Source organism: Pseudomonas fluorescens (assembly GCF_902497785.1).
GTDB classification, from domain to species: domain Bacteria; phylum Pseudomonadota; class Gammaproteobacteria; order Pseudomonadales; family Pseudomonadaceae; genus Aquipseudomonas; species Aquipseudomonas fluorescens_BO.
On record NZ_CABVHK010000007.1, the window covers coordinates 128438 to 150426 of the forward strand.

Genomic DNA, 21989 nt, shown 5'->3' on the forward strand with positions numbered 1-21989 from the left:
AACCCGTAGGAGCTGCCGAAGGCTGCGATCTTTTGACTTTGCTTTTTAGCATCAAGATCAAAAGATCGCAGCCTTCGGCAGCTCCTACAGGGGCTATTCAGCTAGAAATCGATACGCACATCACCCTTCGGCACGCTGCAGCACGACAGGATGAACCCGTCCGCTTCGTCTTCCTCGGTGATGCCGCCGTTGTGATCCATCTCGACTTCACCACCGAGTTTCATCACTTTGCACGTCCCGCAAATCCCCATGCCGCACGCCTTGGGAATCAGCAAGCCAACCTTGGCCGCCGCGGCGTGAACGGTCTCGCCCGGCGCCACGCGAATACTTTTGCCAGACGCGGTGAATTCCACTTGATGCAGGTCTGCGGCATCGACTTCCGGGGCATCCGCCGCTTGTTCCGCCTGCTCGACCGCGTCGGCGCGAGCTTCCGGTGGCGTCGCACCGAAGGACTCTTCGTGATACCGCGACATGTCGAAACCCACCGATTCCAGCATGCGCTTGACCGCATTCATATACGGCGTCGGGCCGCAGCAGAACACCTCGCGCTCCATGAAGTCCGGGGTCATCAACTCGAGCATTTTGTGATTCAGGTAACCGCGATAACCGGCCCAAGGTTCACCCAGACCGTGCTTCTCGCAGATCAGGTGCAGGCTGAAGTTATCGATCCGCGACGCCATGTGTTCCAGCTCGCGGTGATAAATGATGTCTTTGGGCGAACGGGCGCTGTGGATAAACACCATATCGATATTGCCGTTGGTGTCGTAAAACCAGCGCGCCATCGACATCACCGGGGTGATGCCAACGCCGCCGCTGAGGTACAGCACTTTCGGCGCGGTGAAGTCCATGGCGTTGAACAGCCCGACCGGGCCGTGCACGGCCAGCTCCTGACCTTCGTGCAGCGTGTCGTGCAACCAGTTCGACACCTTGCCGCCCGGCACGCGCTTGATCGTCACCGAGAAGCTGTAGGGCACTGATGGCGAGCTGGAAATGGTGTAGGAGCGCATGATCGGCTGGCCTTCGATTTCCAGCTCCAGGGTGACGAACTGACCCGGCTTGAAGAAGAACAGGATCGGTTGATCAGCCATAAAACAGAAGGTGCGCACGTCCCAGGTTTCCTGGATGACTTTGACGCAACGGACGATGTGTCGACCGTTGGCCCAGGTCTGGGTGGTTACCGGATTCAGGAAGCTGTTGGACATGCTGTTCTCCACCGCCGATGGTCGGCCTTATGTTGGCGATTCTGCGTATAGCGCAGATCGCCCATTTACCTATCTGCGACATTCACATACTTATCGCGACCAGCCCCCAACGACCGGGGGTTCGGCGTCGGGAACAGAGTGGGCCATGTCGCTCGTGGATAAGGTTCCGGGCAACGGCGGCCCCACACTCGCCCCATACCAATACACAACCTTTACACCTTGCGTAGCAATCCTGAGCAGCAACCTGATTAGCCACTTTCGCCGGCCACACAGAATGGCCCTGAGGATCACATCGATGGACGTCACCGCAAAAATCAGCCTGGGCGATCCGCTGGAACCCGCACGCAAGGCCACCGCGCAGATGCTGCAAGAGCGTGAACGCACGTACTCGCTGCCGCAGCCGTTTTACTCTGACGAGCGGCTGTTTGATATCGACATGCAGGAAATCTTCCAGAAAGAGTGGTTGATTGCCGGCATGGCCTGCGAGATCCCGAGCAAGGGCAACTACCTGACCCTGCAAGTCGGCAAGAACCCGATCATCGTGATTCGCGGCGCCGAAGGCGTGATCCATGCGTTCCACAACGTCTGCCGCCACCGCGGTTCGCGCCTGTGCACCAGTGAAAAAGGCAAGGTCGCCAAACTGGTCTGCCACTACCACCAGTGGACCTACGAACTGGACGGTCGCCTGTTGTTCGCCGGCACCGAAATGGGCGCCGATTTCGACATGAAGCAGTACGGCCTGAAACCGGTGAACGTGAAGACCGCCGGCGGCTATGTCTTCATCAGCTTGTCGGAGAATCCGCCAGCCATTGATGACTTCCTGTCGACGCTGAACCATTACATGGAACCGTACGACATGGAGAACACCAAGGTGGCGATCACCACCACCTTGATGGAAAAGGCCAACTGGAAACTGGTGCTGGAAAACAACCGCGAGTGCTACCACTGCAACGCGTCGCACCCGGAACTGCTGAAAACCCTGCTGGAATGGGACGACGTCACCGACCCGCGCGCCGACCAGGCGTTCAAGGACCACGTCGCCGCCTCCGCTGCCGCCTGGGAAGCCGAGAAGATTCCTTACGCCCACGCCAGCTTCGGCCTGCGTAACCGCATCGTGCGCATGCCGCTTCTCAAAGGCACCGTGTCGATGACCCTAGACGGCAAACAGGGCTGCGCGAAACTCATGGGCCGCATCAAGAACCCGGACCTCGGTTCGATGCGCATCCTGCACCTGCCGCACTCCTGGAACCACTGCATGGGCGACCACATCATCGTGTTCACCGTGTGGCCGATCAGTGCCCAGGAAACCATGGTCACCACCAAGTGGATCGTGCACAAGGATGCCGTTGAAGGCGTGGACTATGACGTGGAGCGCATGCGCCAGGTCTGGGATGCGACCAATGATCAGGACCGGCGTCTGGCCGAAGAGAACCAGCGTGGGATCAATTCCACGGCGTACCAGCCCGGGCCTTATTCGAAGACCTACGAATTTGGTGTGGTGAATTTTGTGGATTGGTACAGCGAGCGGTTGCTGAACAATCTGGGCGCCGAGCCTGCGCCGTACCTCAAAGGCGTGCCGGTTCAGGGTTAAATAAAGATCAAAAGATCGCAGCCTGCGGCAGCTCCTACAGGGTTTTGTGTACACCTGTAGGAGCTGCCGCAGGCTGCGATCTTTTTAGTCGCAACACTCATACCGCTTAGAACTGTACGAAATATGATCTATTGCGTTCAGCGCTATACCCACCGTGGCCCCCAGCCATCCGCAAACAAGTTATCCACACCTCCGCCCACAGTTAATGGGGACAAGTGCAGGGTGAAGGATAACTTTCCCCGCAGAAAGCCAAGAAAATCCGTGACTTATCCAAAAGCCGGTTTTTAACGTTCGATTGGTCGTTTTTTAATCTAACGCTTTAAAGCCACGTGCGACGTGGCCTGTAGAAGATCGCAAACACGTTATCCACAGAAGCGCCAACAGACTTTGGGGGCAACTTCGGCACATCTGTGGAAAACTGCTGCAAGCCTCGATAATTCAACGTTTGCGAGCCGTTTCAGACCCTGAATTGACAAATTGATCAAATTTCACACAACTGCCTGAACACCCCGAATCATAAGGCCTGCAGCGGACAGCGAACATCTTATCCACAGAAGCGCCAACAGAGATTGGGGGCAACTATTTTCCCCCGCATGGCTTTTTCCTCAGAAAAAGTCCGTAAAAACCGTAAGTTAGGTTGTGTATTTTTTGTACGGAGGCTTGCAGGGCTTGATCTGCCTGGGGAACAGCGAGGAACAAACATGTTATCCACAGAACGGCTAACAGGGATTGTGGGTAAAACCGTCCACTGTGGGAGCGAGCCTGCTCGCGAAGCAATTTTTCAGGCGAAATAGATGTTGGATGTCCGTCCGTCATCGCGAGCAGGCTCGCTCCCACAGGATTCGCGGTTCTGCCCTATGGCCGATACATCAGATAAGCCTCACCCGTCACCCGAATCATCGGATGTGGCGTGATTTGGCAGGTATCGACGATACGAAAGCCATGCCGTTCATAGAACCGACGCGCACCGGTGTTCGCGGCGTAGTCGATCAGGCTCAGGCCATTGAGCCCCAGCTGATTGGCACGGTCGTAGGCGTAGGCAAGAAATTGTTGGCCCAGCCCCTGATTGCGCCAGCCTTCATGCAGCGCCAGGCTGGAAATGTACAGCGTGTCGGGGATTTCCATCGTGGCGTAGGGTGCCAGGACTGGATCGGTGACCGGCTCCGCGAAGGGATCGTGACGCATCACGTAGCTGTGCAGCATGCCGATGACCTGGCCGCCGGCCTCGGCGATCAGGCAGTTCTGCCAGGAGAAATCCACATCGTCACGGGCGTAGCGCTGGGCGCCGACGTCGAGCAGATCCTGGCCGGGCTCTGCCAGCTGGCTCCAGATGTAATCTGCAGCGCCTTCGGATGAAATCTGGAATAAACGAGCAATCTCCCGCGCATCACTGCGCAGGGCAGAACGAAATTCAACAGCCATACTTTTCCCTTATGTAGGAGCTGCCGAAGGCTGCGATCTCTTGACTTTGATTTTTAAAAACAAGATCAAAAGATCGCAGCCTGCGGCAGCTCCTACCAATATTCGTTAGCGGACCACGCCTTCTTCGATCAGCAATTTGAGGATGGCTTCCGCACCCGCTTGCGCCGTCACGCCTTTGAGTACTTGCCCACCCCCGCCGCTGGCTTTCGCCGTGGCGGCTTTCATGCGATCAGCGCCGCTTTTGGCCTTGATCACTTTCAAGCGTTTGGGCCGTGGCTTGGCCGGTTGCAGGGTGGCGACCGCCAACAGTTCATCGTCGACCACTTCGACCTCATCGGCCTGCAACGCCCCGCGCCGTGCGGGTCCGTAGGCGCTCTGCCGCGGTTTGGGCGCGGCGTTATCCACAGTCGCCAGAAACGGCAAGCGCACCTTCAAACGACGTCGCTGGCCACGGGGCAAAGCTTGCAGGACAAGCGCCGAACCGCCGTCGATGGATTCCACCTGCGCCAGTCCCACCACCAGCGGCCAGCCAAGCCTTTCCGCCAACAGAAACGGCAACATGCCCGAGCCTTCGCCGGTCTCCGCCTGACTCCCAGTGAGCACAACCTGAGCGCCGGCATCGCGCAAATACGCGGTCAACGCCGGCAAGGCATCGGCGCCTTCCGGTTGTTCCAACACGTGGAGTTGCTCAAGGCCCATGCCCAGATACGCACGCAGCGCAGGCTCGGCGACGTCGCCGGCATGCAGTACTTGCAGGTTATCCCCAGCCAGTTGCAGTCCCAGTTCCACCGCCCGCGCATCTTGCTCCGCGCGACGTGGCCGGCCGGAGGTCGGGTGGGCGCCGATGGACACCAGGCTGATGATTTTCGTGCTCATAACCCTTTCCTTCCCTTAAGCCGCATCGCGCTTGGCGTCGTTGCGGTAAGCCGCTACTGCATCGATCAAGGCTTGAAGTATCCCGGCGCTTTCGCCGATCACCGACAGGTCGGCCCGTTTGATCATGTCGCAGCTAGGGTCGAGGTTGATCGCCACCACCTTGTCGCAGGCACCAATGCCTTGCAGGTGCTGGATCGCCCCGGAAATCCCCACCGCCACATAGACCCGCGCGGTGACCCAGGTGCCGGACGCGCCGACCTGACGGTCGCGCGCCATGAAACCATCGTCCACCGCCACTCGGGACGCGCCTTCAGTGGCGCCGAGCGCTTCGGCAGTCCTGTGGAAAAGTCCCCAGTCCTTGACGCCGTTGCCGCCCGAGAAGATGAACTCGGCTTCGGCCATCGGAATTGCCGCCGGATCCACGGCCACGGCGCCCAGATCCTCGATCCGCGACAGACTTCGCGCCACGGTTGTGGATAACTCCACTGGCAAGGCTTCGTGTCGGGTTTCGCTGACGGGTTCGGCACATTCGACGGCAGCCAGGATCAGGCGTGGAACCGGGCGTGCAAGATCTTGCAGACCCGCACCGGCACGGCCGATGCATTCCTGATCCTTGACCTGCCAGACCCGCGTGGCCGGGCGTTCGCCCAGTGCAGCGGCAAAGCGTCGACCGAGTTCGCCACCACCGCTACGGCTGTCCGGCAATAGCCAGTGTCGGGGGTTGAACTGGTTATCCACAGCCCGCAGGCCCTGGACTCGCTGTTCCGGTGCATAACCACTGAATTCCTCTCCATCAAGCACCAACAAGCGATCGACGCCAGCCGTGGCGAAGGCATTCTCTTTGTGCTCGCCGAAGACCACGGCCAACACCGCGCCGTCCTTGCCGGCCAACTGATGCGCCAGCCCGAGCAAGTCACGGTCGTGACTGCTCAGGCGGCCACCGACCATGTCCGGCACCACGCTGATGTAAAACGCAGGTGCAGGCACTTGATGCAGCGGCAATTGCACTTCAACCGCGGCCGTACGCTTGCTCACGCCGCCCTGTTGAGCGCCGCTGCGGTCAATACGCTTGATCCCGTTAGGGCCAATAAAACCGATCCCATGGGGATTCTTGCGGATGACCCCGTTCGGGCCCATCCAGCTGTGTAGCGCCGGTTGCATGGCCGCGTGCAGCGGGTGCAGGCGGTTACGGGCAATCCATTCGGCGCGGGGGTCGCGGCGGATAATGTCGCTCATCAGTGGGCCTCCGCAGGTTCACGTTGGGCCGGCGTGATCGGCTTGCTCGGTGCCGCGTCTTCGAGCAATGCATCGGCCACCAGTTCGGCGATGTCCTTGATCAACGGACGCGGTTCAACCACGCCTTCGAGCATCGCGGTGCATTGTGGACAACCCACGGCCACCAGTTCGGCGCCGGTTTCGCGGATGTCTTCCATGCGCATGTCGGGGATCCGCTGCTTGCCCGGGATGTCGGTGATTGGTGCGCCGCCGCCACCGCCGCAGCAGCGCGAACGGAAGCCGGAACGTTGCATCTCTTTTACTTCAATCCCGAGGGCGCGCAACACTTCGCGCGGCGCCTCGTATTCGCCGTTGTAGCGCCCGAGGTAGCAGGGGTCGTGATAGGTCACGCTGCTGCCTTTGTGCTGGCCGAGATTCAGCGCGCCGGCGCCGATGATTTCGGCCATGTAGGTGCTGTGGTGCTGCACCAGGTAATGACCGTCGAATGCGCCGTACTCGTTTTTCAGCACGTGGAAGCTGTGCGGATCGCAAGTGACGATTCGGTTGAAGCTGTACTTGGCCAAGGTCTGGATGTTGCGCTTGGCCAACAGCTGGAAGGTTGCTTCGTCACCCAGACGCCGGGCCACGTCGCCGCTGTCACGTTCTTCGAGGCCGAGCACCGCAAAGTCGACCTTGGCCGCTTTCAGCACTTTGACGAAGGCGCGCAAGGTGCGTTGGTTGCGCATGTCGAAGGCGCCGTCGCCGACCCAGAACAGCACGTCGACGGATTTTTTCTCGCTCATCAGATTGAGGTTCAAATCCGCCGCCCAGTTCATCCGCCCGCCCGGGGCGAAACCGCCCGGGTTGTCGGTGGCGATCAGGTTTTCCAGGACTTCGGCGCCCTTGTTCGGGGTCGCGCCTTTCTCCAGGGTCAGGTGACGGCGCATGTCGACGATGGCGTCGACATGCTCGATCATCATCGGGCATTCCTCGACGCAGGCACGACAGGTGGTGCAGGACCACAGGGTTTCAGCGTCGACCAGACCGTTGACGATCGGTTGATGTGGATTGCCGGCGTGCAAACCGACTTCTTTGCCAGGGTACGGGCTGCCGGCGAACTTGGCGTCAGTGCCGCCGGCGAGGCCAACGACCATGTCCTGAATCAGTTTTTTCGGGTTCAGCGGCTGGCCAGCGGCGAATGCCGGGCACGCCGCTTCGCACTTGCCGCACTGTACACAGGCGTCGAAACCAAGGAGCTGGTTCCAGGTGAAATCCTTGGGTTTTTCCACGCCCAGCGGTGCGTTCGGGTCGTTGAGGTCCAGCGGTTTCAAACCGGTGGAACGGCCGCCACCAAAGCGTTCGGCGCGACGGTGCCAGGCCAGGTGCAGCGCGCCGGCGAAGGCGTGTTTCATCGGCCCGCCCCAGGTCATGCCGAAAAACAGTTCGCTGACGCCCCACAGCACACCGACGCCGAGGATTGCAGCGACGATCCAGCCACCGAAGTTTTCCGGGAGGATTCCGGCGACGGGCAGGGTCAACAAAAAGAAGCTCGCCGAAAACGCCAACAGGCTTTTCGGCAAACGCATCCACGGGCCTTTGGACAAACGGGCCGGTGGGTTACGCCGACGCAGATAAACGAAGATCGCACCGACGAACATCACCACCGTCATCAACAGCAGTGCATAACCGAGAATGCGGTTATGCAGGCCAAACCCGTGCACCAGAATCGCCAGCACCGCTGACGCCACCGCGCCACCGGCCGTGGCGACGTGGGTGTTGGCGATGTACTTGTCCCGAGCGACCACGTGGTGCAAATCCACCATGTAGCGCTTGGGCATGGCGAACAGGCCGCCGATCAGGTCGACTTTCGAAGCCCGGCCCCGGCGCCACATAGCCACCCGCCGCAACGCGCCGAGGACAGCAAGGCCCAGGGCAGCGAACAACAGGATTGGAAGAAGGGTGTTCAACATGGTGAAGCTCCCACCAGTACAACTTGGAGAAACGCGGTCGGCGTAGGAGCTGCCGCAGGCTGCGATCTTTTGATCTTTGAAAGTCGCGACCTCTAAAGATCAAAAGATCGCAGCCTTCGGCAGCTCCTACAGGGGTTAGCCCGGCTTAGAAATCCTTACATAGCCGCAGCGCGTCATAGATGGCGGCGTGGGTGTTGCGTTGCGCCACGCAGTCGCCGATGCGAAACAGCAAGTAGCCATCGCCCGGTTGACTCAGCGAAGGTTGCGGCTTGATCGCGAACAAGGCTTCGATGTCCATCTGGCCTTTGTTGCGCGAGCCTTCCTTCATGGCGTAGTAGATTTCTTCGTCCGGACGCACGCCGTTCTCGACGACAACCTGATCCACCACCCGCTCCTCTTTGGCACCGGTGTACTCGTTTTCCAGTACCGCGATCAGCTTGTCGCCTTCGCGGTAGACCTTCTCCAGCATCATGTCCCCGGTCATGATCACTTCTTTGGGGTACATGCTGCGGTAGTAAGTCGGGAACGAGGTGCCGCCAATCGCCACGCCCGGTTTGATGTCGTCCGTCACGATCTCGACCTGGCTGCCCTTGTCGGCAAGGTAGTCGGCGGCAGACATGCCGGTGAACTCGCAAATGGTGTCGTATACCAGCACGTTCTTGCCCGGTGCGACCTTGCCGTCGAGGATGTCCCAGCTGCTGACCACCAGGCCTTCCGCCGCACCCCAATGTTCGTTTTGCTCTAGGAACGGATGACCGCCGACGGCGAGCACCACCACGTCCGGACGCAGATCCAGGATGGTTGCCGCATCGGCCGCCACGCCAAGGCGCAGGTCAACTTTCAAGCGCGCCAGCTCCAGCTGGAACCAGCGCGTGATACCGGCGATCTGGTCCCGCTGCGGCGCTTTCGAGGCGGTGGTGATCTGCCCGCCGATGAATTCTTTTTTCTCGAACAGGGTCACGTCGTGGCCACGTTCAGCGGACACCCGCGCCGCTTCCATCCCGGCAGGACCGGCACCGACCACCACGACTTTGCGCTTCACACCGGTCGATTTCTCGATGATGTGTGGCACACCCATGTATTCACGGGACGTCGCGGCGTTCTGGATGCACAGCACGTCCAGGCCTTGATACTGACGGTCGATGCAGTAGTTGGCGCCGACGCATTGTTTGATCTGGTCGACCTGGCCCATCTTGATCTTGGCGATCAGGTGCGGGTCGGCGATGTGCGCGCGGGTCATGCCGACCATGTCGACGTAACCGCCTTCCAGAATCCGCGTGGCCTGGTTCGGGTCTTTGATGTTCTGCGCGTGCAACACCGGCGCCTTGACCACTTCCTTGATGCCGGCGGCCAAATGCAGGAACGGCTCCGGTGGATAACTCATGTTCGGGATAACGTTGGCCAGGGTGTTGTGGGTGTCGCACCCCGAACCGACCACGCCGATGAAATCGATCATGCCGGTGTCGTCGTAATACTTGGCGATCTGCTTCATGTCCTCGTGGGACAAGCCGTCCGGGTGGAACTCATCACCACACAGACGGATGCCGACGCAGAAATCCGGACCGACTTCAGCCCGCACAGCCTTGATCACTTCGAGGCCGAAACGCATGCGGTTCTCGAAGCTGCCGCCCCATTCGTCGGTACGCTTGTTGACGCGAGGGCTCCAGAACTGGTCGATCATGTGCTGGTGCACTGCCGACAATTCAACGCCATCCAGCCCACCCGCTTTGGCCCGCGCAGCGGCGCTGGCATAGTTGCCGATCACCCGCCAGATTTCTTCCGGCTCGATGGTTTTACAGGTCGCGCGGTGCACCGGCTCACGGATGCCCGACGGCGACAGCAGGGTTGGCCAATGCTCACCGTCCCAACGCGAACGGCGGCCCATGTGGGTAATCTGGATCATGATCTTGGCGCCATGCTTGTGCATGGCATCGGCCAGGTTCTGGAAGTGCGGAATGATCCGGTCGTCGGCCAGGTTGACCGACTTCCACCAGCCTTGCGGGCTGTCGATGGCCACGCTGGAGGAACCGCCGCAAATCGCCAGGCCGATCCCGCCCTTGGCTTTCTCTTCGTAATACTTGACGTACCGGTCGGTGGTCATGCCGCCGTCGGTCGCATAGACCTCGGCGTGCGCGGTGCTGAGCACGCGGTTGCGGATGGTCAGTTTGCCGATCTGGATCGGCTGGAACATTGCTTCGAAAGCCATGACGGGTTCCTCGACTTACAACGGCTTGACGGTGAATAAACCGTCGTCGTGGCCTTCTTCGGAGCCACCGTAGACTTGCTCGGCAACTGTGCGAATGTTGCTGCCGCGAGCCTGCAGAATCTGGTCCATCGCACCGGCAAACCAGCCGGTGAACATGTAGTCGACCTTGCGCCCGACCTTCCCGTACACGTAGACGAACGCCGAGTGTTCGAGCTTGACGCTGGCGGTGCCTTTGTCGAGGTCGATGTCCTGGATCTTGAACAGGCCCCAGCCGCGTTGCGACAGGCGTTTCATGTAGTGCTCGAACACCGCAACGCCTTCCAGGCCGTGGCATTCAGCTTCTTTCTCACACCAGTGCCAGGCGGATTTGTAGCCGGCCTTGTAGAGGATTTCCGCGTAGGCCTCAGCGCCCAAAACTTCTTCGATACCCATGTGGTTGTTGACGAAGAAGTGACGCGGCACGTACAGCATCGGCAGGGCGTCCGAGGTCCAGACACCGGTCTCGCTGTCGACTTCGATTGGCAATTGCGGGGCGATCTTGGCCATGGAAACTTAACTCCAGAAAATTCGTGGTGTTGCCCCGGCGCGGACGGCCGGGGAAAGGATTTTTCAGATGCGGCGGCTTATTCGCCCCAGACGTCTTTCAAAACATTCACCCAGTTCTCGCCCATGATCTTGCGGACCACGCGCTCGGAGTGGCCGCGCTTGAGCAGGGTTTCGGTCAGGTTCGGGAACTCGCCGACGGTGCGGATACCCAGCGGATTGATGATCTTGCCGAAGCTGGTCAGGCGGCGGGCGTAGCCCTTGTCATGGGTCAGGTATTCGAAGAAGTCCTGGCCATGGCCCTGGGTGAAGTCGGTGCCGATGCCGATGGCGTCTTCACCGACGATATTCATGGTGTATTCGATGGCTTCGGCGTAGTCGTCGATGGTCGAATCGATGCCCTTGGCGAGAAACGGCGCGAACATGGTCACGCCGACGAAACCGCCGTGATCGGCAATAAACTTAAGCTCTTCATCGGATTTGTTGCGCGGGTGGATTTTCAGGCCCGACGGCAGGCAGTGGGAGTAGCACACCGGTTTTTTCGATTCGAGGATCACTTCTTCAGAAGTTTTCGAGCCGACGTGGGACAGGTCGCACATGACGCCTACGCGGTTCATCTCGGCAACGATTTCGCGGCCGAAACCCGACAGGCCGCCATCGCGCTCGTAGCAACCGGTGCCCACCAGGTTCTGGGTGTTGTAGCACATCTGCACGATGCCGACGCCGAGCTGCTTGAACACCTCGACATAGCCGATCTGGTCTTCAAACGCGTGGGCATTCTGGAAGCCAAACAGGATGCCGGTCTTGCCCTGCTCCTTGGCTTTACGGATGTCGGCGGTGGTGCGCACCGGAATCACCAGGTCGCTGTTCTCGCGGATCAGCTTCTGGCTGGCGGCGATGTTGTTGACGGTGGCCTGAAAGCCCTCCCACACCGACACGGTGCAGTTGGCCGCGGTCAGACCGCCCTTGCGCATGTCTTCAAACAGCTCACGGTTCCACTTGGCGATAATCAGCCCGTCGATAACGATGCTGTCGGCGTGCAATTCGGCTGGGCTCATCAGGCAGTCCCCTATTAGCGATTCATGCGCCGAATCGTGTGCCGGCGCTTTGGGGCCAGCATATGCCTGAGGACCGGGGCAGCCGGGTGCAAAAACGACAGGGGGTTTGCCGAAAGCGTCAATCCGCGACAAAGGGTCGTCGCCGGGCACAATCGCCCACCTGTTCAAGGGCCTGCGCATGCGCCAGAATTCGCGGCATTACGGAAAATGGGGTGACGCAATGAAATCGATCTTCCTGGCTTTGGCACTGATAGCGACCGGCGTACAGGCGGCCGAAGAGTCCGACAACAACCCCTGCGACGCAGTCGAAAACGACATCCAGACCCTGGAATGCTCGGTCTACGGCCGAACCACCGCCGAAGACCTGCTCAAGGACAACTACCAGAGCCTGACCGAACGCCTGCAAACAACCTACGGCAAAAACCCGACGCAACTGGCCGACATCACCGCCAAACTCAAGGCCGCGCAACAACAGTGGCTCAAGACCCGGGATGCCGATTGCGCAGTGGAAGCCTTTCCGGCGACCAGCGGCAGCAAAGCGTTCACCATTGCGCAGAATGATTGCGTGGCACGGATGAGTGACGAGCGGTCGGAGTTTTTGGAGTCGATTGGGCAGGAGTGATGCCGTTCGTTTGTCGGATGCTGGCGCCGCCGCCAGCTTTCGCCCCTCTAGAAATGATCTTTCCCACAGATGCGGCTGACCGGGCCTACAGCGCTCCCACCACTCCGGAGCAGACCCTATCGGTTGGGCAACATCCCGCCATGCTTCGTTTATTGGCCGGCAGAGAAATATAAGTAAGGATTCGCAAATCTTATAAAAGACTTATATCCTGCCATGAACAGCATCCACAGGTCAAAAAACGCGATGAACGCACCTACTGACGTTCAAATCATCAACGACGCAGAGGGAAATCCTGCTTTCGTGGTCATCCCCTATGCGCAATATGTGGCGCAGAAGATTGAGCCCGATCTGATCCCCCATGAAGTGGTCAGCCGCATCGTCGACGGCGCGACCCCGATTCGTGCCTGGCGCGAACACTTGAACCTTACACAGGATGAAGTGGCCAAACGAATGGGTATCTCCCAACCGGCGTTTGCGCAGCAGGAAACCGTCGCGAAGCCGCGCAGGGCCACACGCGAGCGAGTCGCTGCGGCGTTTGGTATCAGCGCGAATCAACTCGAGTTGTAAGCTGCACCAAACCATTTGTGAAAGGAACCAAAATGAAAATCTGCGGCATCGAAATCAAAGGCAGCGAAGCGATCATCGCCGTGGCGTCCCTCGACGGTATGGCGCTGAGCCACGTTGCATTGACCACCAAGAAAATCGCCCTCGACGATGACGACGAGGCGGCCAATGTCAAAGTCTTTGCCGCTCAGGTAGCGTCGTTTGTGCGCGAGAATTCCATTGACCGAATCGCGATCAAGAAGCGCAGCAAGAAAGGTGAGTTTGCCGGTGGGCCGACGACGTTCAAGATCGAGGGTGTTTTCCAGTTGCTGGAGAGTTGCGAGGTGACGCTGCTGTCGCCGCAGACGATCAATGCGCAGAACAAGAAGTTTGATTTTGAGCTGCCGGCGACGTTGAACAAGTATCAGCATGAGGCTTACAAAGCGGCCTGTTCGGCGCTGATGAAGAAGTAGAGTTAAACAGATTCCCTGTGGGAGCGGGCTTGCCCGCGATGGCGGTGTGTCAGTTACCATCATTGTTGAATGTGCCCGCCTCATCGCGGGCAAGCCCGACTCCCACAGATTTCTCTATCGTTCATGCCTTCGCGGTACGCCGATCCTCCCTTGGACACCGCTCAAACCGCGCCCGATAACTACGGGTGAAATACGACGGCGATTCAAACCCGCACGCGATACTCACTTCCAGCACGCTCATGTCCGTCTGCCGCAACAACTGCCGAGCCTTTTCCAGCCTTAACCGCAAATAGAAATTACTCGGCGTGTCGTTCAAATGCAGGCGAAACAATCGCTCCAGCTGCCGTCGCGTCACTTTGATCAACTCGGCCAGCGCCAGCGTGCTCAGCGGCGGCTCGCTGTGTTGCTCCATCTCCCCGATAACCTGCACCAGTTTTTTGTTGCTGATGCCATAGCGCGTGGCGACTTCCATGCGCTGGTGGTCTTTGCGCGGACGAATGCGCCCGAGTACGAATTGTTCGCTGACCTGGATCGCCAGTTCCGGGCCGTGGGCCTGGGCGATGAGGTCGAGCATCAGGTCGATGGACGCGGTGCCGCCGGCGGAGGTGATGCGGCGGCGGTCGATCTCGAACAGCTCCTGGGTGACGCTGAGCTGTGGATAAGACTCCTTGAACGCGTCGATGGCTTCCCAGTGCAGGGTCAGGCGATGACCGTCGAGAAGGCCCGCTTCGGCGAGGACAAAACTGCCAGTGTCGATGGCGCCGAGGGTCACCCCTTCGATGTCCAGTCGGCGCAGCCAGTGCTCCAGCGCCGGGGTGGCGAATTTCAACGGTTCGAAGCCGGCGATTACCAGTAACGTTGCGCCTTTCCTCAGCGGTTCCAGCGCCGCATCGGCGTTGACCGACATGCCGTTACTGGCCAGCACCGCCCCGCCATCTGCACTCAGCACATGCCAGCGATACAGTTCGCCGCGAAAGCGATTGGCAACGCGCAGCGGCTCGATGGCCGAGATAAAACCGATGGCCGAAAAACCCGGCATCAACAAGAAGTAGAAATCCTGGGACATGGAGCGCACTCGGTTGGCGGGTAGCGTGTGGGTGTTGATACGCCACTTGCCGAAGGCATTCAAGAGCAGAGGTCGCTGCAGTGCAAGAGCGGGTCGCCGTAGTGCGTGTTTACGGGGACTATGCTGCGTAACTTGGCATCACCGGCGCACAGACGCCGGAATCCACAATAATGAACTGCCGAGGAAACCTGAGATGAAACGACTGATCAGCAGCTGTGTTCTTGCACTCAGCGGTACCGCTTTCCTGAGCGCCAGTGTCATGGCCGCCGAACCCGCGTCTTGCCAGAACGTGCGCATGGGCGTGGTCAACTGGACCGACGTGATCGCCACCAGCGCCATGACCCAGGTTCTGCTCGACGGCCTCGGCTACAACACCAAACAAACCAGCGCCTCCCAGCAAATCATTTTCGCCGGGATTCGCGACCAGCGCCTGGACCTGTTTCTGGGCTACTGGAACCCGCTGATGACGCAGACCATCACGCCGTTTGTCGACGCCAATCAGGTCAAGGTCCTTGAAGCGCCCAGCCTGAAGGACGCCCGCGCCACCCTCGCCGTCCCGACTTACCTCGCCGACAAGGGCCTGAAAACCTTCGCCGACATTGCCAAATTCGAGAAAGAACTGGGTGGCAAAATTTACGGCATTGAGCCGGGTTCGGGCGCCAACACCCAAATCAAAGCGATGATTGCCAAGAATCAGTTCGGCCTCGGCAAGTTCCAGCTGGTCGAGTCCAGCGAGGCCGGCATGCTCGCGGCAGTGGATCGCGCCGTGCGCCGCAAAGAAGCCGTGGTGTTCTTCGGCTGGGCGCCGCACCCGATGAACGTCAACGTGCAGATGACTTATCTGACCGGCAGCGAAGACGCTCTGGGTCCGAACGAAGGCATGGCCACCGTGTGGACCGTCACCGCACCGAAGTACACCGAACAATGCCCGAACATCGGTCGCCTGCTGAGCAATCTGACCTACACCGCCGAAGACGAGAGCCGGATGATGCAGCCGCTGCTGGATCACAAGGACGCGTTTGAATCGGCCAAGCAATGGCTCAAGGATCACCCGCAAGACAAACAGCGCTGGCTCGAAGGCGTGACGACCTTCGATGGCAAACCGGCGGCTGACAATCTGAAACTCACCACCAAGTAAAGCCCAACCGAATCACCGATTCGCAGCCCCGCATGGGCTGCGAACGGGACAACCACGCCTGTAAGGAACCCTCAAATGAATCACGACGTCATCATCACCTGCGCACTCACCGGTGCTGGCGACACGACCGCCAAGAGCCCACACGTGCCGGTCACCCCGAAACAAATCGCCGCTGCCGCCGTGGAAGCCGCCAAGGCCGGCGCCACCGTAGTCCACTGCCACGTGCGCAACCCCGAAACCGGCAAGTTCAGCCGTGACGTGGCGCTGTATCGCGAAGTCATGGAGCGCATCCGCGAAGCCGACGTCGACATCATCGTCAACCTCACCGCCGGCATGGGCGGCGACCTGGAAATCGGCGCGGGCGAGAACCCGATGGAGTTCGGCCCGAACACCGATCTGGTCGGCCCGCTGACCCGTCTGGCACACGTCGAAGAACTGCTGCCGGAAATCTGCACCCTCGATTGCGGCACCCTGAACTTCGGCGACGGCGACACCATTTACGTGTCCACCCCGGCGCAACTGCGGGCGGGCGCCAAACGCATTCAGGAGCTGGGCGTGAAGGCCGAGCTGGAAATCTTCGACACCGGTCATCTGTGGTTCGCCAAGCAAATGATCAAGGAAGGCTTGCTCGACGACCCGCTGTTTCAACTGTGCCTGGGCATCCCGTGGGGCGCGCCGGCCGACACCACCACCATGAAAGCCATGGTCGACAACTTGCCGGCCAATGCAGTCTGGGCCGGCTTCGGCATTGGTCGCATGCAGATGCCGATGGCCGCACAGGCAGTGTTGCTCGGCGGCAACGTGCGGGTCGGGCTGGAAGACAACATCTGGCTGGACAAGGGCGTATTGGCGACCAATGGCCAACTGGTCGAACGCGCCTCGGAGATCCTCAGCCGCCTCGGCGCCCGCGTTCTTACACCGGCAGAAGGCCGGGCAAAAATGGGCCTGACCAAGCGCGGTTAACCAAACCTACACCCCGTAGGAGCTGCCGAAGGCTGCGATCTTTTGATCTTGATCTTAAAAACCAAATCAAAAGATCGCAGCCTTCGGCAGCTCCTACGGGGATTACCGAATTCATTCAGGAAATCGCCATGAGTTTTATCACCGAAATCAAAACCTTCGCCGCCCTGGGCAGCGGTGTCATCGGCAGCGGTTGGGTATCCCGCGCCCTCGCCCACGGCCTCGATGTCGTGGCCTGGGACCCGGCGCCCGGTGCCGAAACGGCCCTGCGCAAACGGGTCGCCAATGCCTGGGGCGCGCTGGAGAAACAAGGCCTGGCACCCGGCGCATCGCAGGAGCGGTTGCGCTTTGTCGCGACCATCGAAGAGTGTGTTCGCGACGCGGATTTCATCCAGGAGAGCGCCCCTGAACGCCTCGATCTGAAACTGGAACTGCACAGCAAAATCAGCGCGGCGGCCAAGCCCGATGCGTTGATCGGTTCCAGCACGTCGGGCCTGTTGCCGAGCGAGTTCTACGAGAGCTCGACCCACCCGCAACGCTGCGTGGTCGGCCACCCGTTCAACCCGGTTTATCTGCTGCCGCTGGTGGAAGTAGTCGGCGGCAAGAACACCGCGCCGGAGGCCATTCAAGCAGCGATAAAAGTCTACGAATCCCTGGGCATGCGCCCGCTGCATGTGCGTAAGGAAGTGCCAGGCTTTATCGCCGACCGCTTGCTCGAAGCACTGTGGCGCGAGGCGCTGCACCTGGTGAACGATGGTGTGGCAACGACCGGTGAAATCGACGACGCGATTCGTTTTGGCGCGGGTCTGCGCTGGTCGTTCATGGGCACGTTTTTGACCTACACCCTGGCCGGCGGCGATGCGGGGATGCGGCACTTCATGGCGCAGTTCGGTCCGGCGTTGCAGTTGCCGTGGACCTATCTTCCTGCCCCGGAACTGACTGACAAATTGATCGATGATGTGGTGGACGGCACCAGCGAGCAGTTGGGCAACCACAGCATTTCGGCGCTGGAGCGCTATCGTGATGATTGCCTGCTCGCGGTGCTGGAGGCGGTGAAAACCACCAAAGAGAAGCATGGGATGGCGTTTAGCGAGTAACCCTCAGCTTAGGGGCCGGCAGGTCTGGCCCCATCGCGAGCAAGCTCGCTCCCACCGGTTTTGCGCCGTCCTTGTGGGAGCGAGCTTGCTCGCGATTGCGGCAGTCCAGTCACTACACATCTTGGATCATTCATCATGCCCACCCTCACTACCTACCAAACCAAAATCATCCCCGACTGGGTCGACTACAACGGCCACCTGCGCGACGCGTTTTACCTGCTGATCTTCAGCTACGCCACCGACGCCTTGATGGACAGCCTGGGCATGGATAGCAACAACCGCGAAGCCAGCGGCCATTCGTTGTTCACCCTCGAACTGCACCTCAATTACCTGCACGAAGTGAAGCTCAATGCCGACGTTGAAGTGCGCACGCAAATCATCGGTCACGACAGTAAACGCCTGCACCTCTACCACAGCCTGCATCTGGCGGGCGATGCCAAGGAACTGGCGGGCAATGAACAAATGCTGCTGCACGTCGACCTCGCCGGGCCACGATCCGCGCCGTTCAGCGAAGAAACGCTGGGCAGGTTGCAAGCCATGGTCGCCGCGCAGTCCGACCTGCCGACTCCCGACTACATCGGCCGAGTGATCGCTTTACCGGCAAAAAAATAACAAGGAGATCGCCATGAACACTGCCGCTGCATTTGCCGACTTTCGTACCTATCCGTTGATCAGCGCGCTCAGTGGCGTGCAGCTCCAGGCGGATTGCGTTCTGGTGACATGGGCCGATGACCGTGTCAGCCCTTTCCACCATCAATGGCTGCGCGACAACTGCCCGTGCCCGCAATGTGTCTACGCGGTGACCCGTGAGCAGGTGCTGGAAATCGTTGATGTGGCAGAGAACCTGACAGCGATAAACACCTGGATCGATGGAGAAGGTTGTCTTTGCGTCGATTGGCAGGACGGCCATCAGAGTCGTTTCGATCCGGGCTGGTTACGGGCCCACGCCTATGACGACGAATCCCGTGCAGAACGCCGGGCTGGCAAGCCGAAATCCTGGCTGTGGAAAAGCGACTTGCAGCTGCCCGTGTTCGACTATCAAGCGCTGATGACCGACAACGACGCCTTGCTGCAATGGTTGCTGGCGGTGCGGGATATCGGCTTGACGCAAGTGCGCGGCGTGCCCACCGAACCGGGCTCGTTGAAGCTAATCGCGCAGCGGATTTCATTCATCCGCGAAAGCAATTTCGGCGTGTTGTTCAACGTGCAATCCAAAGCCGATGCCGACAGCAATGCCTACACCGCTTTCAACTTGCCGCTGCACAGCGACCTGCCAACGCGGGAGCTGCAACCGGGGCTGCAATTTCTGCATTGCCTGGTCAATGACGCGGACGGAGGCGAGAGTATCTTCGTCGATGGTTTTGCCATTGCCGAGGCCTTGCGTCAGGAAGATCCCGAGGCGTTCCAGAGCCTCTGCGAGGTCCCTGTGGAATTTCGCAACAAAGACCGCCACAGCGACTATCGCTGCCTGGCGCCGATCATTGCTCTGGATGCGCTGGGGCAGGTGTCGGAAATCCGCATGGCGAACTTTTTGCGCGGGCCGTTCGAGGCTTCGGTGGAGCAGATGCCCAGGTTGTATCGCGCTTATCGCCGCTTTATTGCGATGACTCGCGAACCGCGATTCCGGGTGATGCAACGGCTGAATCCGGGGGAATTGTGGTGCTTCGATAACCGCCGCACCCTGCATGCGCGCAATGCGTTTGATCCCGCGACAGGCGCCCGGCATTTTCAGGGTTGTTATGTCGATCGGGATGAGTTGTTGTCGCGGATTCTCGTGTTGCAACGTTAGATCGAGTTAACGTTCATCGCGGGCAAGCCCGCTCCCACAGGTTCGATGGCGCTCGCGAAATCTGCGGCAACCCCAATCTTGTGGGAGCGGGCTTGCCCGCGATGGCGTCTGCACAGGCAACACAAAAACCCCCGAATCACAGGCAAAAAAACCCCGATCAAGCCGTGACAGGATCGGGGCAGAGGTGGGTACTGTTGAGGAGCCGTTGCGCGAGGGTGACCAAACCTTCGTGTTGCCAGCTGAATCCAGTGTGCCCCCTCCCCTCGAAGGCAAGTTAGCCGAAAACGACCTGTTCATAGCCATTGCGGCCATTGCGGCAATTCACCCTTGCCCGCTACCCCGCACCCCTACCAGAATCAAGCCACGACACCGTTCCCTGAAGAAGGATTGCGTCATGATGCACGCCGATTTGATAGACCAGGAAGACCTGTTGGGCCAGCTGAAATCGCTGGGTTTTCAAGTGCCGGGCGGATCAACCGCCGAGCAGGCTTGCGAGTGCGCGGTGCGCGGCTTGAACGATGAGCGGGCGATGATCCTGCGCACGATGGTCAAGCAGATGTACACCAGCAGCGCGACCATTCTGCCGGCCGTGCGCCAGGCGATAGACAAGCAATTGTTGCCGGCGTTGGCGGCGTATCAGCAGAGCCGTAGCGCCTGACAGAAAGCAAAAGATCGCAGCCTTCGGCAGCTCCTACGCCGACCTCTGTAGGAGCTGCCGCAGGCTGCGATCTTTTTCTGTTTAAAGCCTTACGCTGGCGAAAGTCGACTCGTTGCGCGCCTGACTCAGCGCCGACAACGGCCCGGACAACGGTGACAGCACCAACGCTTGCGGCAGCGGCATCATCGCCACTTGCTGCGTGGTGTTGGAGCCTACGCGCTCGTCACGTGGTGGAATGCCGAAGTATTCGCGGTAGCACTTGGAAAAGTGCGGCGTGGACACAAACCCGCACACCGATGCCACTTCGATGATCGACATCGGCGTTTGCTTGAGCAACTGCCGGGCGCGGATCAGGCGCAGTTTCAGGTAGTAACGCGACGGCGAGCAGTGCAGGTATTTCTGGAACAGGCGCTCGAGCTGGCGACGGGACACGGCGACGTACACCGCCAGTTCGTCGAGGTCGATCGGCTCTTCGAGGTTGGCTTCCATCAGCGCGACGATTTCCTGCAATTTCGGCTGGTTGGTACCGAGCATGTGCTTGAGCGGCACGCGCTGGTGATCCTGCTCGTTGCGGATGCGCTCGTAGACAAACATCTCCGAAATCGCCGCCGACAATTCACGGCCATGATCGCGGCTGATCAGGTGCAACATCATGTCCAGCGGCGCGGTGCCGCCGGAGCTGGTGAAACGGTTGCGGTCGAGGGTGAACAGGCGCGTGCTCATGGCCACACGCGGGAAGGCTTCCTGCATCGACGCCAGGCATTCCCAGTGCACGCTGCAATCGAAACCGTCCAGCAGACCGGCGCAGGCCAGGGCCCAGCTGCCGGTGCAGACCGCGCCAAGGCGCTTGGACTGACGCGCCTGGCTTTGCAGCCATGAAACGTGTTCGCGGGTGACGGTGCGCTGAATGCCGATACCGCCGCAGACGATGATGGTGTCCAGGGACGGTGCTTTGTGCATGGAGGCGTCGGGGGTGATCTGCAGACCATCACTGGCCCAGACCTGACCGCCGTCGACGGTGAGTGTGGTCCAGCGATACAGCTCGCGACCGGACAATTGGTTGGCCATCCGCAGGGGTTCTACGGCAGAGGCCAGAGAAATAAGCGTGAAATTGTCCAGCAGCAGAAAGCCGATGGATTGAGGCGCACGGTTCTGGGGTTGGGCCCCGGAGTTGGACGTCGTCATCGCGGTATCTCCTCACACAAAGCGGGTGATGGCCTCAGGCGGAGGCTCTTGTTATTGCCATCGTTCTCGCGTGGGAGACGGGCTTTGTAATGACAGAGCAAATGCCATGCCTAAAATTGAATGCGCGTTCAATAACTCCTGAAAACGACGTCGTGATGTGTCTGGATATGACGCGAAAGGCGGCTGAGATTTAAGTGCCATCAATGGCTGCAAGTGCATTGCCACGTTGCGGGTGAGCAAATCGGTAGCACTTGTGGGAACTGGGCTGCGGCGACTCGGGAGAGAGTGTCACCGCAGGCACGACGGACAGACGATCGGGGCCGGTTTGGATCCCTGACTTGTCGCGTGTCGCTTATCTCTAAGCGACGCGCCAAA

20 protein-coding genes are annotated in these 21989 nt (G+C 59.9%); 10 read left to right on the top strand and 10 right to left on the bottom strand.

The features are described 5' to 3' along the window. Positions 1-101: 101 nt before the first annotated feature. Positions 102-1202: a glycine-betaine demethylase subunit GbcB gene (gbcB, locus tag F8N62_RS12445; RefSeq protein ID WP_150711197.1), complete on the bottom strand. Its 1101-nt coding sequence runs from the start codon at positions 1200-1202 to the stop codon at positions 102-104. 295 nt (positions 1203-1497) lie between these two features. Here gbcB and gbcA point away from each other — a divergent pair, with 295 nt between their 5' ends. Continuing rightward, positions 1498-2793 (top strand): glycine-betaine demethylase subunit GbcA, encoded by a 1296-nt coding sequence (gene gbcA, locus F8N62_RS12455; protein ID WP_150711199.1) that lies wholly within the window; start codon positions 1498-1500, stop codon positions 2791-2793. A gap of 855 nt (positions 2794-3648) precedes the next feature. Here gbcA and F8N62_RS12460 read toward each other — a convergent pair. From F8N62_RS12460 to F8N62_RS12495, 7 genes are all read right to left on the bottom strand, one after another. Further along, complete coding sequence (locus F8N62_RS12460) at positions 3649-4215, bottom strand: GNAT family N-acetyltransferase (RefSeq protein ID WP_150711200.1); 567 nt, start codon at positions 4213-4215, stop codon at positions 3649-3651. A gap of 105 nt (positions 4216-4320) precedes the next feature. Beyond that, the gene (locus F8N62_RS12470; RefSeq protein ID WP_150711201.1) at positions 4321-5091 is read right to left on the bottom strand and encodes an electron transfer flavoprotein subunit beta; all 771 of its coding nucleotides are present in this window, start codon (positions 5089-5091) and stop codon (positions 4321-4323) included. A 15-nt stretch (positions 5092-5106) separates the two neighbouring features. Next, entirely contained in the window at positions 5107-6327 is a 1221-nt protein-coding gene (locus tag F8N62_RS12475; RefSeq protein WP_150711202.1) for an electron transfer flavoprotein subunit alpha/FixB family protein, read from the bottom strand. Continuing rightward, complete coding sequence (gene dgcB, locus F8N62_RS12480) at positions 6327-8276, bottom strand: dimethylglycine demethylation protein DgcB (protein WP_150711203.1); 1950 nt, start codon at positions 8274-8276, stop codon at positions 6327-6329. Before dgcB ends, F8N62_RS12475 begins: the two co-directional genes overlap by 1 nt. A 145-nt stretch (positions 8277-8421) precedes the next feature. After that, on the bottom strand, positions 8422-10482 hold the full coding sequence (dgcA, locus tag F8N62_RS12485; protein WP_150711204.1) for a dimethylglycine demethylation protein DgcA: 2061 nt from the start codon (positions 10480-10482) through the stop codon (positions 8422-8424). Between the two features lie 15 nt (positions 10483-10497). After that, complete coding sequence (locus F8N62_RS12490) at positions 10498-11028, bottom strand: DUF5943 domain-containing protein (protein WP_010565965.1); 531 nt, start codon at positions 11026-11028, stop codon at positions 10498-10500. Positions 11029-11105: 77 nt separating this feature from the next. Further along, positions 11106-12083 carry a dipeptidase gene (locus F8N62_RS12495; RefSeq protein WP_008033250.1) on the bottom strand — a complete coding sequence of 326 codons (978 nt, stop codon included), beginning with the start codon at positions 12081-12083 and terminating at the stop codon, positions 11106-11108. Positions 12084-12303: 220 nt separating this feature from the next. Between F8N62_RS12495 and F8N62_RS12505 the strand changes: the two genes are divergently transcribed. The 3 genes from F8N62_RS12505 to F8N62_RS12515 all read left to right on the top strand — a co-directional run bounded on the left by F8N62_RS12505 (position 12304) and on the right by F8N62_RS12515 (position 13721). Beyond that, positions 12304-12705, top strand: a complete 402-nt coding sequence (locus tag F8N62_RS12505) for a lysozyme inhibitor LprI family protein (RefSeq protein WP_150711206.1) — start codon at positions 12304-12306, stop codon at positions 12703-12705. A 243-nt stretch (positions 12706-12948) separates the two neighbouring features. Beyond that, entirely contained in the window at positions 12949-13272 is a 324-nt protein-coding gene (locus F8N62_RS12510; RefSeq protein WP_150711351.1) for a helix-turn-helix domain-containing protein, read from the top strand. Positions 13273-13304: 32 nt separating this feature from the next. Further along, a complete protein-coding gene (locus F8N62_RS12515) occupies positions 13305-13721 on the top strand; it encodes a DUF3010 family protein (RefSeq protein WP_150711207.1) in 417 nt (138 codons plus the stop codon). Positions 13722-13842: 121 nt separating this feature from the next. Here the strand turns inward: F8N62_RS12515 and F8N62_RS12525 are convergent, their stop codons facing one another. Then, positions 13843-14787 (bottom strand): GlxA family transcriptional regulator, encoded by a 945-nt coding sequence (locus F8N62_RS12525; protein WP_150711208.1) that lies wholly within the window; start codon positions 14785-14787, stop codon positions 13843-13845. 193 nt (positions 14788-14980) lie between these two features. Here F8N62_RS12525 and choX point away from each other — a divergent pair, with 193 nt between their 5' ends. The 6 genes from choX (at position 14981) to F8N62_RS12555 (ending at position 20429) form a co-directional block, all read left to right on the top strand. Further along, a complete protein-coding gene (gene choX, locus F8N62_RS12530) occupies positions 14981-15925 on the top strand; it encodes a choline ABC transporter substrate-binding protein (RefSeq protein ID WP_150711209.1) in 945 nt (314 codons plus the stop codon). A gap of 75 nt (positions 15926-16000) precedes the next feature. Continuing rightward, positions 16001-16888 (top strand): 3-keto-5-aminohexanoate cleavage protein, encoded by an 888-nt coding sequence (locus F8N62_RS12535; protein ID WP_150711210.1) that lies wholly within the window; start codon positions 16001-16003, stop codon positions 16886-16888. Between the two features lie 128 nt (positions 16889-17016). Beyond that, complete coding sequence (locus tag F8N62_RS12540) at positions 17017-17982, top strand: L-carnitine dehydrogenase (protein ID WP_150711211.1); 966 nt, start codon at positions 17017-17019, stop codon at positions 17980-17982. 135 nt (positions 17983-18117) lie between these two features. Then, entirely contained in the window at positions 18118-18594 is a 477-nt protein-coding gene (locus tag F8N62_RS12545; protein ID WP_150711212.1) for a thioesterase family protein, read from the top strand. A 13-nt stretch (positions 18595-18607) separates the two neighbouring features. Continuing rightward, positions 18608-19771 (top strand): gamma-butyrobetaine dioxygenase, encoded by a 1164-nt coding sequence (locus tag F8N62_RS12550; RefSeq protein WP_150711213.1) that lies wholly within the window; start codon positions 18608-18610, stop codon positions 19769-19771. Between the two features lie 394 nt (positions 19772-20165). After that, a complete protein-coding gene (locus F8N62_RS12555) occupies positions 20166-20429 on the top strand; it encodes a hypothetical protein (protein WP_150711214.1) in 264 nt (87 codons plus the stop codon). A gap of 81 nt (positions 20430-20510) precedes the next feature. On the opposite strand, the gene F8N62_RS12560 is transcribed toward F8N62_RS12555, so the two are convergent. Further along, on the bottom strand, positions 20511-21614 hold the full coding sequence (locus F8N62_RS12560; RefSeq protein WP_150579272.1) for a GlxA family transcriptional regulator: 1104 nt from the start codon (positions 21612-21614) through the stop codon (positions 20511-20513). Between the last annotated feature and the right edge of the window lie 375 nt (positions 21615-21989).

Bases quoted from the DNA above. Each gene is read 5' to 3' on its own strand.
- F8N62_RS12555 (WP_150711214.1), top strand. From the start codon at position 20,166: ATGATGCACGCCGATTTGATAGACCAGGAAGACCTGTTGGGCCAGCTG.
- F8N62_RS12505 (WP_150711206.1), top strand. From the start codon at position 12,304: ATGAAATCGATCTTCCTGGCTTTGGCACTGATAGCGACCGGCGTACAG.
- F8N62_RS12495 (WP_008033250.1), bottom strand. From the start codon at position 12,083: ATGAGCCCAGCCGAATTGCACGCCGACAGCATCGTTATCGACGGGCTG.
- F8N62_RS12535 (WP_150711210.1), top strand. From the start codon at position 16,001: ATGAATCACGACGTCATCATCACCTGCGCACTCACCGGTGCTGGCGAC.
- F8N62_RS12550 (WP_150711213.1), top strand. From the start codon at position 18,608: ATGAACACTGCCGCTGCATTTGCCGACTTTCGTACCTATCCGTTGATC.
- choX (WP_150711209.1), top strand. From the start codon at position 14,981: ATGAAACGACTGATCAGCAGCTGTGTTCTTGCACTCAGCGGTACCGCT.
- gbcA (WP_150711199.1), top strand. From the start codon at position 1,498: ATGGACGTCACCGCAAAAATCAGCCTGGGCGATCCGCTGGAACCCGCA.
- F8N62_RS12560 (WP_150579272.1), bottom strand. From the start codon at position 21,614: ATGACGACGTCCAACTCCGGGGCCCAACCCCAGAACCGTGCGCCTCAA.
- F8N62_RS12525 (WP_150711208.1), bottom strand. From the start codon at position 14,787: ATGTCCCAGGATTTCTACTTCTTGTTGATGCCGGGTTTTTCGGCCATC.
- F8N62_RS12545 (WP_150711212.1), top strand. From the start codon at position 18,118: ATGCCCACCCTCACTACCTACCAAACCAAAATCATCCCCGACTGGGTC.
- gbcB (WP_150711197.1), bottom strand. From the start codon at position 1,202: ATGTCCAACAGCTTCCTGAATCCGGTAACCACCCAGACCTGGGCCAAC.
- F8N62_RS12540 (WP_150711211.1), top strand. From the start codon at position 17,017: ATGAGTTTTATCACCGAAATCAAAACCTTCGCCGCCCTGGGCAGCGGT.
- F8N62_RS12490 (WP_010565965.1), bottom strand. From the start codon at position 11,028: ATGGCCAAGATCGCCCCGCAATTGCCAATCGAAGTCGACAGCGAGACC.
- F8N62_RS12460 (WP_150711200.1), bottom strand. From the start codon at position 4,215: ATGGCTGTTGAATTTCGTTCTGCCCTGCGCAGTGATGCGCGGGAGATT.
- dgcB (WP_150711203.1), bottom strand. From the start codon at position 8,276: ATGTTGAACACCCTTCTTCCAATCCTGTTGTTCGCTGCCCTGGGCCTT.
- dgcA (WP_150711204.1), bottom strand. From the start codon at position 10,482: ATGGCTTTCGAAGCAATGTTCCAGCCGATCCAGATCGGCAAACTGACC.
- F8N62_RS12470 (WP_150711201.1), bottom strand. From the start codon at position 5,091: ATGAGCACGAAAATCATCAGCCTGGTGTCCATCGGCGCCCACCCGACC.
- F8N62_RS12510 (WP_150711351.1), top strand. From the start codon at position 12,949: ATGAACGCACCTACTGACGTTCAAATCATCAACGACGCAGAGGGAAAT.
- F8N62_RS12515 (WP_150711207.1), top strand. From the start codon at position 13,305: ATGAAAATCTGCGGCATCGAAATCAAAGGCAGCGAAGCGATCATCGCC.
- F8N62_RS12475 (WP_150711202.1), bottom strand. From the start codon at position 6,327: ATGAGCGACATTATCCGCCGCGACCCCCGCGCCGAATGGATTGCCCGT.